Source organism: Nocardia sp. CC213A, assembly GCF_030766805.1.
Lineage (GTDB): Bacteria > Actinomycetota > Actinomycetes > Mycobacteriales > Mycobacteriaceae > Nocardia > Nocardia otitidiscaviarum.
In genome coordinates this window covers 387,879-400,124 of record NZ_JASFXA010000002.1, presented here as the reverse complement: position 1 = coordinate 400,124, position 12,246 = coordinate 387,879, and the positions used below count along the sequence as shown (strand labels likewise).

The window sequence follows — 12,246 nt, the reverse complement described above, 5'->3', positions numbered from 1 at the left end:
CGGCTGGCCACCGCACGGCCTCCTTCGGCCCGGGGTCGTCGGACCACCGCGGCGTCACGCCGGCCGGCTGGAACCGATGCCCGGCCGGTCGCTCCGCGATCGGCCGATGCGGCGGTTCAATTCGAACTGCGCGCCGCGCGATGTGGGCGCAGCTGTACCTGCCGACCGAACTGTTGCGGGGTCGTCAGGTGCGGGCGGGTGCGGCGTCGGACAGCAGGACCGATTTCAGTTGGGCCAGGCCGGATCTGATGCGGGCCTTGGCGGCGGGTTCGCCGATGCCGAGGCGGGCGGCGACCTGGCGGTAGGTGAGGCCGCAGTAGAAGGCCAGCATCACCGATTCGCGTTGGCGCGGGCTGAGGGCGGTCAAACCCGTTCGTACCGCGTGTTCTTCGTGGCGACGCACGATCTCCTCGGCCACCACGTCGGCCGGGCGGCGGTAATCGCTCGCACCCCAGCGGTTTTCGTACCCATAGGCGGTGCGTTCGCGGCGCACGCGGTCCACCGCCTGATGGTGGGCCAGGGCGCACAGCCAGGTGAGGGCATTGCCGCGCGCCGGGTCGAAGGCGGCGGCGCTGCGCCAGACCTGGAGGTACACCTCGTGACAGGTCTCCTCGGCGTATCCGATGTCGCGCACGACGACCCGCACCCGGGAGAACACCAGTGCGCGGGTGGCGCGGTAGAGCCGGTCGTAGGCGTCGCGGTCGCGGTCGCCGACACGGCGGAGCAGATCGTCGTAGTCGCTGCCGCGGCGGATCGGGCGGGCGGCGGCGGGCGCCGCCGTGGTACAGGGTGGTTGTGACATGAGTGAAGCCCCCGGTGGATATGCAGGATCGCGGACGGGCGTCGAGGTTCTGGACGCTCGCTTGTCACTGCGGAATCCATCCGGGGACAGGGGATCTCGGCTCCGCAGTGCTCAGGCTACTCCGTCGGCGAAATGCACATCGGGGATCTTCGCCAGGTCACTCAGATTCGCAGACCCAGCTCCACGATGCCGCGGGCGACGGCGTGCACGGTGACCCGATTGCGCCGGGCGTGGGCACGAATGAGCTCGAACGCCACGGTGGTCGTGGTGCCGTGCGCGTGGGCGATGACGCCCTTGGCCTGTTCCACCACGATCCGCGAGGTCAGCGCGTGCCGCAGTTGGGCGGTGGTGCGTTGGTGCTGGCGCACCTGATGCCTGCTGAGAATGTGCTCGGCGGCCATGGCGGCCAACAGTGCGGCACGGTGCACGTCGCGTCGCGACCACGGTCGCGGCTCATGCGAATACAGGCTCAGCACACCGGCTTCGGTGTCGTCCACGCGCATGGGGATGGCGGCCACGGCGCAGATGCCCTGCCGTCGCGCCAGATCGGCGTACTCCGGCCAGATGTCACGGTAGCGCTCGATCTCGGTGATGGTCATGGGTGCTCGGCACGAGAAGGCCACCGCGCCGGGGCCGTCGCCCCGATCCCACTGGCAGGCTTCGAGGTCCAGCAGTTCCTCGGGCAGCGCCCCGAACAGTTCCGGCTGATCGGGCAGCCGGACCGCGACGGTGACGCCGTCGGGCTCCAGTACGCCCATGGCGCTGCGCAGGACCAGCAGCTCACCGTCTGACACCGCCATCACCCCGATCGCCGGACATACGTCTCCGCCGCGAAAATGAACTCCCGTGCCGCGCCGCCCAACTTCCCATCGTATGAGAACGTGAAGCTTCAACGCCAATAGCCGTCTCATTCCGGCTCGAAACATATGCTCCGGTCCACCACTCCCCGCGCCACCTGGACCAGCGAAAGCCCGTGGGAGAAGGCGTATCCGCGCATCCGCGCGTAGGCGTCGGTCACTTCGATGCCGAGCTGGGCGCTGGCCATCCCCGCGGCCTGGTGGATCCACCGGCTCGACGACGGCTGGCCCCAGCGCCGCGCCTCCCCCTCGGCCGCCAGGACGAGGCTGGCGGTCACCAGGTCGGCGACGTGCAGGCTCGCCGTCACCAGCCGGGGGCCGGGCCGCCCGATCGCGTCCCGGTACAGATCGAGCGCGCCGAGCCGGGCTCCGCCCAGGCGCAGCGGAATCGCCAGCAGGGATCCGCGCGGGGCGGCATCACCCAGCGCCTCGGCGAATCCGGGCCAGCGCTCGACCTCGGTGGCCAGGTCGGGAACGGCGACCGGCACTCCGTCGTCCACCGCCGACACCGCCGGCCCTTCCCCGGCGGTGGCCTGCGCGGCCTCCACCCGGTCGGCGATCTCGTCACTGGCACACCAGGGTTGCAGTCCGGCATCGCGCTCCTCGAGCACGATGGCCGCCCGCCGCACCGGCAGCACGTGCACGCAGGCCCCGCACACGGCCAGCATTCCGCCGCCGCCGTCGCGCACCGACCGGAGTAACTGTCCGGTCAGCTGATCGAACTGTGCAGCACCCATCCCACCGAACCACTCCACGACACCTTGTTGGCAGCCAGTATCCGCAGGGTAGCCCGGCCGGTCCAGAGTCGAAAGTCCCTCGTGCACAGCACGATCGGTCGGTACGTTCCCGATGCGGCGGCTACGATTCCGCGACCGTCCGGTGCGGGACACCGAGCCGGGACAGGCCGCGCAGATCGTAGGTGTGCGTGGCGATCGCCCCGAACAGCAGGCCGATCCCGAGTCCGAGCACCGTCATCCAGATGCCTTGGCTCAGGCCCGCTTCCAGATGACCGTCGAAGAACAGGATCGCGCGCACGGCCAGGTAGATCTGGTGCATGGGCTCGAAGGCGGCCAGATCGGCGATGTAGCGCGGGGTCGCCTCGATCGGAATGGACCCGGACGAGGACGGCAGTCCGAGCACCACGAACAGGACCATGTTCACCACCAGCCCCGGCGTGCCGAAGGCGGCCAGCACCGACAGCCCGGTCACCGCGACCGCGACCACGGCCAGGGTGCCGTACAGGAACAGCGTGAGCGGATGGTCGACGGGCATGTCCAGCAGGGTGGCGATGCCGAGGAAGATGGCGGACACGATGGGCGCGGTCACCACCGCGACACCCCATTTGAGCAGCAGCGTACGCCGGCGACTGATCGGCGCGGGCGGCGAATTCCGGTAGTAGGGACCGTATTCCGCGGGCGCGTAGCCGAGCGAGGAGTCCACCAGCGAATGGATGATCATGGCACCGCTGAAGCCCGCGAACAACAGGATGAGCGTGTAGAAGAAGGCCGACAGCCCCTGTCCGGTGCCCTCGGGCAGCGGACGGTAGGGCGCGATGTCGATATTGATCGGCTCGGCGAGTTGCAGGCGCGCGGCCCCGGTGAGCGCGGCGGCCGCGGTCTCGCTGCCCGGCGGCGGCCGCAGCTGCGCCTCCACCCGCTCGGTGAGCTGGGTGCCGACGGTCGCGTTCACCTCGCGCATGGCACGATCGGTCACCCGCTGCATGATCGAGGCCGCGTAGGTGCCCGCGCGCGGGTTGGTATTGACGGTGATGATGGGCCGTTCCACCTCGCCGGGCACCACGGCGGCCGCGCCGAGAATGGCCATCCGCTTGGTGAAGTCCCCGGGGATGATGATGGCCCCGTAGACCTGTCCGTGCTGGAGTTGCCGCCGGGCCTCGTTGATGCCGAGCGGGCGCAGGTCGATCTTGTCGGCCGGAACCTTCTCGACCATGGCCGCGGTGATCTGGTCGCCGAAGTTGACGGGCTGCCCGTCGAGAGTGTCGCCGACGTCCTGATTGACCAGCGCGACCGGGAAATCGTGCAGATTCTTCTCCGGGTCGGCGGTGTAGCCGAGGTACATGGTGCCCAGCAGTGCGGCAAGCAGGCTCACGACCGCGATCGGGAAGACCCACCCGCGCGGGGAGAGGTGGCGTCCGGATGCGGGGGCCGTCGCGGCGGCGGGTTGGCCTTGGGGTGCGTTCGTCTCATCCACGTGCGCACCGCTTTTCGCCTCGGGGGCGCTCTGGTTCGTCATAGCCTTCGCCAATGTAGGCAGTGGCTACAAAGTAGTCAATGCCAACATTACGGATGTGTCGGATATCCTGTGCGGACCATGTCCATCCGTTCTCGCTACCACCACGGTGATCTGCGCTCGGCGCTGCTCCAACGCGCCGAGGCCACCTTGCGCACAGTAGGGGTGGACGGCCTGTCGCTACGCCAGCTGGCCCGCGACATCGGCGTCAGCCACGCGGCCCCGAGCCGCCACTTCCGCGATAAGCAGGCCCTGCTCGACCAGCTCGCCGCCACCGGCTTCGACCGGCTGGGCGAATGCTTCGCCCACACCGTCACCGAGGGTCCGGTGACCGAACGCCTCTACGGCATGGCCCGCGCCTACCTGCGCTTCGCCGTCGAGAATCCGGAACTGCTGGCCCTCATGTTCGCCCGCAAACAGCGCTCCACCTCCCCCGAACTGTCCGCGGCGGTGCAGCGCGCCTTCGCGGTGCCGGTGGACCTCATCGCCGTGGGACAGGCCGAGGGCGAGATCGTGGCCGGTGACCCCAAACGCCTCGGTTTGACCGCCATCGCCGCACTACAGGGCGTCGCCACCATCGTGGCCTCGGATTTCACCAGCGACTACGACGCCGACCAGCTGCTGACCGATATGGTCCGCCACCTCACCCACGGATTGCGTCCCCGCCCCTGAGCGATTCCCGCCCCGGCAGCCGCCCGGCTACGGTGTGTGACGTGACAGTGGAGGGCAGGCAGTACGGCGGGCGGGCCGTGGCCGAGCGCAGGGCCGAGCGACGGCAGCGCTTCCTGGACGCCGCGACCAAGATCTTCGCCGAACGCGGCTACGCCAACTGCTCGCTGGCCGATGTGTGCGCGGCGGCCGGACTGTCCAAACGACAGTTCTACGAGGAGTTCGAGACCCGCGAGGACGTCCTCGTCGCCGCCTACGACCGGATCCAGGACGAGGCCGGAGCCGCCATCGCCGCGGCGCTGGGCGATCTCACCGGCGGCGATCCCACCGCCGCCGTCACCCGGGTGCTGGCGGCGTACCTGGCCTCCATCGACTCCGATCCGTACCGCGCCAAGGTGGCCTTCATCGAGGTGGTCGGCGTGAGCGAGCGCATGGAACAGCATCGTCGCGCCCGTCGCCACGCCTGGGGCCGGGTGGTGCTGGCGGCACTGGAACCCATTGCCGGATCCGGTGCGCGGGTGCGTGGCAATCCGGCCCTGGCCACCAGCGCCCTCATCGGCGCGATCAACGGCCTGGCACACGAATGGCTGCTGGAGCAGCCTCGCCCACCGGTCGACGAGCTCGTGGAACTGCTGGTGCCGATCGCGGTCGCCCTCATCGACCGCTGACGGCCGGATCAGCCGAGCTGGCGTTGGAAGTAGGTGTACTCCAGCGCGGTGGTGTACGCCCGCTCATCATTGTTCGAGCCGCCGCCGTGGCCGCCCCGAGTGGCCTCGTAGAACAGGTACGGGTGCCCCTGTTCGGCCAGCCGGGCGGCGAATTTGCGGGCGTGCTGCGGGCCGACCCGATCGTCGGTGGTGGTGGTCCACACCAGCGGTTCCGGGTAGACCACCCCGGCCTTCAGCTGGGCGTAGGGCGAGATGGCGGCGAGGAAGGCGCGCTGCTCCGGATCGGCCACCGTGCCGTATTCGTCCGCCCAGGACGCCCCCGCGGCGATCTCCTCGTAGCGCAGCATATCCAGCAGCGGCACCGCGATATCGACGGCATTCCACAGGTGCGGGCGCTGCACGAGCTGCACGCCGACCAGCAGCCCGCCGTTCGAGCCGCCCTGGATGCCGAGGTGACGCGGCGTGGTGATGCCGCGGGCGATGAGATCCTGTGCCACGGCCGCGAAGTCGTCGTAGGCGCGCTGCCGGTGCACCCCGCGCGCCGCCTCGTGCCAGCGCGGCCCGTATTCACCGCCGCCGCGAATATTCGCCAGCACGTAGACGCCGCCCCGCTCCAGCCACAGCCGGCCCAGCACCCCGTCGTAACCGGGCGTGGACACCGAACCGAACCCGCCGTAGGCCGACAGCACGGTGGGATTGGTGCCGTCGAAGGCCATCCCGGCGGGCCGGACCACGAAGTAGGGCACACGGGTGCCGTCCGGCGAGGTGGTCTTCCGCTGCTCCACCACGTAGCGCGACGAATCGAACCGGGCCGGAGCCATTTTCACCGGGGTGGCCACGCCGCTGGCCGTATCCAGGCTCAGGAGCGTGGCCGGGGTGAGGAACGAGGTCACCGACAGATAGGCGATATCGCCCGCCGCGTCGGCGTCCACGGCCTCGACGGTGGCGTTCTCGGGCACGGGAACCGGTGCGGCCGACCAGGTTCCGTCCGGAAGCGGGGTGTGGACGGCGGCGCGCCCGCGCACATCGTCGAGCGAGGTGACCACGATCCGGTCGCGGGTGACGAGGACGCTGCCCAGCGCCTCCCGTGGGCCGGGCACATACACCGGCACCGGCCGCATCCGGCTCGGGTCGGCGGTGAGCTCGGCCACCCGCAGCGACAGCAGGCTTCCGGCGGCATGGGTGACGCCCGCGACGGTCCAGTCCTGCCGCAGACCGATCAGCAGTCGATCGCCGATCAGGCCCTCCAGGTCGTGCTTGGGCGGGATGCCGAGCGGTTCCGGCGCGCGGCCGTCGAAACGGCTCACCTCGTGCTCGAAGAAGGTGGTGCCGCGCCGGATCAGGCTCATCCGGCCGCCCGCGCCGTCCTCCAGCAGCACCGGCTGGGTGGCGAGTTCGTCGGCGGGGTCGCCGCGCAGCACCTCCACGGCGGCGTCGAGTGGCTGGCCGCGCCGCAGCTGCTTGACGATATAGGGGTAGCCGGAGGCGGTGACCTCACCGGGCCGCCACTCCCGCGAGACCAGCAGCGTATCGAGGTCGAGCCAGGCCGCGTACTGCTTCCCGCGAGGCAGCGTGAACCCGCTGTCGACGAACGCGCCTGTGGTGCGGTCGAATTCCCGGACGGTCACGGCGTCCTCGCCGCCCTCGGACAGTCGCACCAGACATCGGGTGTGCCGGACCGGATCGCAGTCGATGCCCTTCCACACCCAGCTCTTGCCGTCCGCCCGCGCGACCGCGTCGAGGTCCAGCACCGTGGTCCAATGCGGTTGCGGTGACTCGTAATCGGCGCGGGTGGTCTCGCGCCAGATGCCGCGCGGATGCTCGGCGTCCTGCCAGAAGTTGCCGACCCGCCCGTGTTCGAGCCTGGGCACGGGGATCCGATCGGGCGAGTTGCCGATTTCCCGGGCCACCGCGAGGTTGCCGGGGAAGTCCGGATGCCGTTCCAGCACATCGAGAGTCCGCGCGTTCTGGTCGGCCACCCACTGCCGCACCCGGGGGCTGTCGAGCTCCTCCAGCCACAGGTGCGGATCCTGCGCACCGTCCGCCGTACCGCATGCCGCGATCACCGCGACCACCACGGTCGCCAGCCCCGTCCGCCACCACCTGCCCACGCCACCCATGAAGCCCCCTTCGGTATCGGAACCACCCTGTCCACCCACGGTCGAGAATGACCGATGGTCGACGAGGCGGTGGCGTGGCGCGCGGGATCGGTGTGTCAGCCGCGCGCCCGGTCGGCGATATCGAGCGCCGCGAGGTACCCGAACACCAGCGCCGGACCGATGGTCGCCCCCGGTCCAGCGTAGGTATGGCCCATGACCGGCGCACTGGTGTTGCCCGCCGCGTAGAGCCCCGCGATCACCGAGCCGTCGGCCCGCAGCGCGCGGCCGGCGGCGTCGGTGTCGATGCCGCCCTTGGTGCCGAGGTCGCCCGGCACCAGCCGCGCCGCGTAGAACGGGCCCTTGGTCAGCGGCCCGAGACTCGGATTGGGCTTGTTGGCGATATCGCCGTAGTAGTGGTCGTAGACGCTCTCGCCGCGCTGGAAGTCCTCGTCCACCCCGTTGTCCGCGAAGCCGTTGAAGCGCTCGACGGTGGCGGTCAGGGTGGCGGCGGGCACGCCGATCCGCTCCGCCAGTTCCGCGATGGTGGCCGCTGCGACCAGCACGCCGGACTCCAGCCACGCCTCGGGCAGCGGGGCGCGGCCGGGCAGCGTGGCGAACATGTACCGGTTGCGGTACTTCTTGTCGAAGATCAGCCAGGCGGGAATGTGCTCGCCCGGACCGTCGCCTTGCCCGAAGTCGCCGCCGTACATCCGATGCACCGCTTCGACATACGGCAGCGATTCGTTCATGAACCGCTCACCCCGGGCGTCGACGATGATGCTGCGCGGCAGTGACCGTTCGGTCAGCGCGAACCACGGCCCCTCGGGCAGCGGGATGGCGGGCCCCCACCACGCGTCGTCCATGAGGCGCACGGCCGCACCGAGTTTCAGCGCGGCGGTGATGCCGTCACCGGTGTTGGTGGGCGCGCCGGTGGTCCACTCCGAACCGACGGGCTCACGCTGGTACTTGCGCCGCATCTCGGCATTGTGCTCGAAACCGCCGCAGGCCAGGATGATTCCGTGCCGGGCCCGCCACACCTCGGAGCGCCCGTCGCGCTCGACGCGGGCGCCCACCACGCGATCGTGCTCGGTGATGAGTTCGGTGAGCGCGGTGCCGAGTTCCACGGGCACCCCGGCCGTTCGCAGCCCCAGCATGAGTTCGCCCATGAGGGCCGCGCCGAGGCCGCGCAGGCGGCGACCGCGCAGGTACGCCCCGATGGCCCGCGCACCGACCCGCAGCATGGCGGCCGGACCACGCCAGGTGCGCAATCCCACACTGATCCAACGGTATTCGGACTGCTTCACCACGACATTGGTGGGCGCGGTGCTGTAGGGCGGATGCAGGGTGGCGGCGTCCGCGCCGAGGCGGCGGGTGTCGAAGGGCAGCGGCTCGCAGGAGCGTCCGCCCGCCCGGCCGCCGGGGGCCTCCGGATAGTAGTCGGAGTAGCCGCGCACCCATTCCAGATGCAGTGGGGCGGTGTCGATCAGGAAGTTCAGGGCTTCCGCGCCGCGGTCCAGGTAGGCGTCGATCCGCGCTGGATCGGCGTGCGGCCCGACAATGCCGTGCAGGTAGCGGCGGGCCTGTTCGAGGTCGTCGGCCGGGGCCTGCTCGCGCAGCACCCGATTGTCGGGAATCCAGACACCGCCGCCGGACCGTGCGCTGGAACCGCCCCAGTACGAGGACTTTTCGATGACGACCGGGTGCAGGCCGTGGGCGGCTGCGGTCAGCGCGGCGCTCATACCCGCCGCACCCGAACCCACCACGAGAACGTCGACGACGCGCTCGGCAGTTTCCGCATCCGAGCCCGAAATCTTCACGACGGTCCTTTCAGATCTTGTGCGAGCGGAAGGTTACCCGCCGGTCACCAGCCGGGCGAATCGGGCCGCACGCCCCGTCGGGCGAGCGGCTAGATTGACTGCGGGTCGGACAGTCCGAATGGGAGAACACAGGTCCATGGAACGCAACCGCGGCATCGCCGCCACCGGCGCACTCGCCCGCGCCGCCGTCCGGCTGTCGTTCGCGGTCGGGGTTGCCGCACTCGCCACGACGGCCGCGATCACCCCGGCCGGGGCGGAGCCGACCGGATGCGCCGCCGCCACGACAACCGCACTGCCACTGCGGATTCCGGTGCTGGACTGGGCGGAAAGCATCGGCGTCGACGCTCGCGGCGATATCTGGGTGGGGCGCATGTACCGCAACGCGGTGGAGCGCTACAGCCCCTCCGGTGAACTCACCGCGACGGTCCCCGTGGCCTTCCCCGGCGCGATCGCCTTCGGCCCCGACGGCCTGCTGTACGTGAACACCGGCAATGCGCCGTTCTCGGCCCTCACTCGCTCCGGCGGCGTCGTCCGTCTGGATCCGACGGCCGCCGACCCCCGACCGGAGCCCTTCGTGAGCGGCCTCGGCATGGCCAATGGCGCGGACTTCGACGCGGCGGGCAACCTCTACGTCGGCGACACCACCGCCGGGGTGGTCCGCATCCGTCCCGACGGCACCGTCGACACCGAGTGGACCGAGCGCGCCCCGAAAACCGTCAGCGCCGACGGCCTCGCCGTCAACGGCATTGCCGTACACGGTAATTCGGTCTACGTCACGATCATGAGCAGTCCGGCCGCCCGGGTGCTCCGCGTCCCCCTCGACGATCCCGGCCGTCCGAGCGTGGCCGCCGACCTCGCGGCCGCCCCGTTCACCGCCCCCGCTCTTCCCGACGATCTCACCGTCGGCCCGGACGGCCGACTCTACGTCGCCACCACCAGCGGCCACCTGGTGCGCCTCGACCCGGACACGCACACCACCTGCACCGTGCTGACGGGCGAACCCATGACCGCGGTGACCACCGCCCCAGACTCCGACCGGGAACTGCTGGTGAGCACCGAAAGCGGCACTGTGCTGCGGGTCCGGCTCGCGTGAACGCCGGTGACCTACGATCGACCCACCGCCGCCCGAGCGGCCCACCGGGATTCGCTCCGACCCCGGCAGCGGGCGCGCCGAGGAGCTGACAGGTGACCACCGAACAGATTCGGCGCCTCGAGGGGGCCATGGTGGACGGCCGCCGGTGGCGGGTGGGGACGCATCGGAAGACGGTCGTCGAGCAGCCGGGGCTCGGGGCGATGGCACGGCGGGTCGTCTGGGCGGCCTTCGATGCGGATGGCGCTGTCGCTACGTCGTTTCGGATCGATAACGATGGTGCGTACCTCGACATCGAGGGGGTGGCGCTCGAACTGCCCGACGACGCGCTCATCGGTGTCGCGCATCCGCTGCACCTCGGCGACGCCCGCGCACGGTGGCGTGCGGTGTACTCCGAGCGCGGGCTGGCACAGCCGTTCGCTCAGCTCGATCGTGACGTGTACGCCTGCACGGCGGCGGAGGCCGCGTCGAATCGCTTGGCCCGCTTCGACAATCGCCGGGTGGCCACGGCACGGGTGTTCGGGCTCCAGCGGTTCGGCTGGGTCCTCGCCGACCGGTGGGCGCACCGCCGCGTCGACGCCCGCCACGACGTGACGCTCACCCTCGACCGCGGCATTCGGGGCGGGTTCCACGACGACCCCGACGAGCTGCGCATCTTCGGGGTGGAGGTGAGCGGCGGCGTCTTCGGGGCGCTGGAGCCCGTCGCCGCCTCGGAGCTGCTGCGACAGCTGGAACGGCTCTCCCGCTGACGCTGTTAGTGTCGATGGGACCACTGGCGCGGCGCTGTCGCATCTCGCGCCGCGCCGACGAGAATGGTCCTCCCGTGAAGTATCTCCCCCGCATCATCCTGTTCCTGGCGATTCCCGCCCTGCTGTTCCTCCTACCCTGGTGGACGCTGGTCGCCGCGCCCACCGACGGCGCGAGCACGCTGTTCTGGCTGGGTACGGCGGTATTTTTGCTGGGCTACGCCGTGCTGCCGACGACCATGCTGCTCGGGCACGGGAGCAGACAGTCGGATGCGGCGTCGATCGTGGGCGACACCCTGCTGGGCGTGATGTGGGTGCTGTTCAGCTGGTCGGCGATCGGCCTGGCGGCCGGGGTGGGGTTGTCCGTCGCGGGGGTGGATGATCCGGCGCGCTCCCGTCTCGTCGCGGCGGGGGTGCTCGCCGTCTCGGTGGCGCTCAGCGTCTGGGGCGTCGTCGAGGCACGTCGGGTGCCCCGGGTGCGCACCGTGGAGGTGCCCATCCGCGGTCTCGGCGCGGGCCTGGACGGGGTGCGGGTCGCGGTCGTCACCGATACCCACTACGCCGCCACCGACCGGCTGCGCTGGTCCGAACGCGTGGTCGAGGTGGTCAATGCGCTCGAACCCGATATCGCCTGCCATGCGGGCGACCTCGCCGACGGCTCGGTGGAGAAGCGGCACGCCCAGGTCGACCCGCTCGGCAAGGTGGAGGCCCGCCTGGGCCGCTACTACATCACCGGCAACCACGAGTACTTCGGCGACGCCCAGGGCTGGATCGACCACATGACCTCGATCGGCTGGCAGCCCCTGCACAACCAGCACGAAACCCTCACCCACGGCGGCGACAGCCTCGTCCTGGCGGGCATCGACGACCCCACCGGCACCGCTCTCCCGGGCCACGGCCCCGACCTCACCGCCGCCCTGGACGGCGCGAACCGCGACCTCCCCGTCATCCTGCTGGCCCACCAGCCCAAGCAGATCATCGAAGCCCAGGCGGCGGGCGTGGCCCTGCAGATCTCCGGCCACACCCACGGCGGCCAGATCTGGCCCTTCCGCTACCTGGTCCGCCTCGACCAGCCGGTGGTGGCGGGTCTGTCCCGGCACGGCGCGACCCAGCTCTACACCAGCCGCGGCACCGGCTTCTGGGGCCCGCAACTCCGCGTATTCGCCCCGAGCGAGATCACCCTGCTCATCTTGCGTGCGGAACGACCCGCTGCCCGCGACTGAGCGGATATCGCGCGCTTCGCGATTC

The 12,246-nt window shown here is 70.7% G+C and carries 11 protein-coding genes; 5 read left to right on the top strand and 6 right to left on the bottom strand.

All coding sequences use genetic code 11. The annotated features are described in order from the left end of the window. Positions 1–184: 184 nt before the first annotated feature. The 4 genes from QJS31_RS04970 to QJS31_RS04955 form a co-directional block, all read right to left on the bottom strand. On the bottom strand, positions 185–802 hold the full coding sequence (locus QJS31_RS04970) for a sigma-70 family RNA polymerase sigma factor (protein WP_282778933.1): 618 nt from the start codon (positions 800–802) through the stop codon (positions 185–187). A gap of 161 nt (positions 803–963) precedes the next feature. Beyond that, positions 964–1,596 (bottom strand): GAF and ANTAR domain-containing protein, encoded by a 633-nt coding sequence (locus QJS31_RS04965; RefSeq protein ID WP_282778935.1) that lies wholly within the window; start codon positions 1,594–1,596, stop codon positions 964–966. A gap of 113 nt (positions 1,597–1,709) precedes the next feature. After that, positions 1,710–2,396: a GAF and ANTAR domain-containing protein gene (locus tag QJS31_RS04960; RefSeq protein ID WP_282778937.1), complete on the bottom strand. Its 687-nt coding sequence runs from the start codon at positions 2,394–2,396 to the stop codon at positions 1,710–1,712. Positions 2,397–2,517: 121 nt separating this feature from the next. Further along, positions 2,518–3,912 carry a YhgE/Pip domain-containing protein gene (locus tag QJS31_RS04955; protein ID WP_282778938.1) on the bottom strand — a complete coding sequence of 465 codons (1,395 nt, stop codon included), beginning with the start codon at positions 3,910–3,912 and terminating at the stop codon, positions 2,518–2,520. A gap of 78 nt (positions 3,913–3,990) precedes the next feature. On the opposite strand from QJS31_RS04955, the gene QJS31_RS04950 reads away from it, so the two are divergent. Both QJS31_RS04950 and QJS31_RS04945 read left to right on the top strand, forming a co-directional pair. Next, complete coding sequence (locus QJS31_RS04950; RefSeq protein WP_282778940.1) at positions 3,991–4,581, top strand: TetR/AcrR family transcriptional regulator; 591 nt, start codon at positions 3,991–3,993, stop codon at positions 4,579–4,581. 41 nt (positions 4,582–4,622) lie between these two features. Continuing rightward, positions 4,623–5,246 carry a TetR/AcrR family transcriptional regulator gene (locus tag QJS31_RS04945; RefSeq protein ID WP_029931855.1) on the top strand — a complete coding sequence of 208 codons (624 nt, stop codon included), beginning with the start codon at positions 4,623–4,625 and terminating at the stop codon, positions 5,244–5,246. 8 nt (positions 5,247–5,254) lie between these two features. Here the strand turns inward: QJS31_RS04945 and QJS31_RS04940 are convergent, their stop codons facing one another. Next, positions 5,255–7,366, bottom strand: a complete 2,112-nt coding sequence (locus tag QJS31_RS04940; protein WP_282778944.1) for a prolyl oligopeptidase family protein — start codon at positions 7,364–7,366, stop codon at positions 5,255–5,257. Between the two features lie 95 nt (positions 7,367–7,461). Then, entirely contained in the window at positions 7,462–9,156 is a 1,695-nt protein-coding gene (gene kstD, locus QJS31_RS04935; protein WP_372341506.1) for a 3-oxosteroid 1-dehydrogenase, read from the bottom strand. A 142-nt stretch (positions 9,157–9,298) separates the two neighbouring features. On the opposite strand from kstD, the gene QJS31_RS04930 reads away from it, so the two are divergent. From QJS31_RS04930 to QJS31_RS04920, 3 genes are all read left to right on the top strand, one after another. Next, a complete protein-coding gene (locus QJS31_RS04930; RefSeq protein WP_306356025.1) occupies positions 9,299–10,255 on the top strand; it encodes an SMP-30/gluconolactonase/LRE family protein in 957 nt (318 codons plus the stop codon). 92 nt (positions 10,256–10,347) lie between these two features. Next, a complete protein-coding gene (locus QJS31_RS04925) occupies positions 10,348–11,001 on the top strand; it encodes a DUF4132 domain-containing protein (RefSeq protein WP_282778949.1) in 654 nt (217 codons plus the stop codon). A 74-nt stretch (positions 11,002–11,075) separates the two neighbouring features. Next, entirely contained in the window at positions 11,076–12,221 is a 1,146-nt protein-coding gene (locus QJS31_RS04920) for a metallophosphoesterase (RefSeq protein WP_306356024.1), read from the top strand. Positions 12,222–12,246: the final 25 nt, after the last annotated feature.

Bases quoted from the DNA above. Each gene is read 5' to 3' on its own strand.
- QJS31_RS04950 (WP_282778940.1), top strand. From the start codon at position 3,991: ATGTCCATCCGTTCTCGCTACCACCACGGTGATCTGCGCTCGGCGCTG.
- QJS31_RS04940 (WP_282778944.1), bottom strand. From the start codon at position 7,366: ATGGGTGGCGTGGGCAGGTGGTGGCGGACGGGGCTGGCGACCGTGGTG.
- QJS31_RS04955 (WP_282778938.1), bottom strand. From the start codon at position 3,912: ATGACGAACCAGAGCGCCCCCGAGGCGAAAAGCGGTGCGCACGTGGAT.
- QJS31_RS04970 (WP_282778933.1), bottom strand. From the start codon at position 802: ATGTCACAACCACCCTGTACCACGGCGGCGCCCGCCGCCGCCCGCCCG.
- QJS31_RS04930 (WP_306356025.1), top strand. From the start codon at position 9,299: ATGGAACGCAACCGCGGCATCGCCGCCACCGGCGCACTCGCCCGCGCC.
- QJS31_RS04960 (WP_282778937.1), bottom strand. From the start codon at position 2,396: ATGGGTGCTGCACAGTTCGATCAGCTGACCGGACAGTTACTCCGGTCG.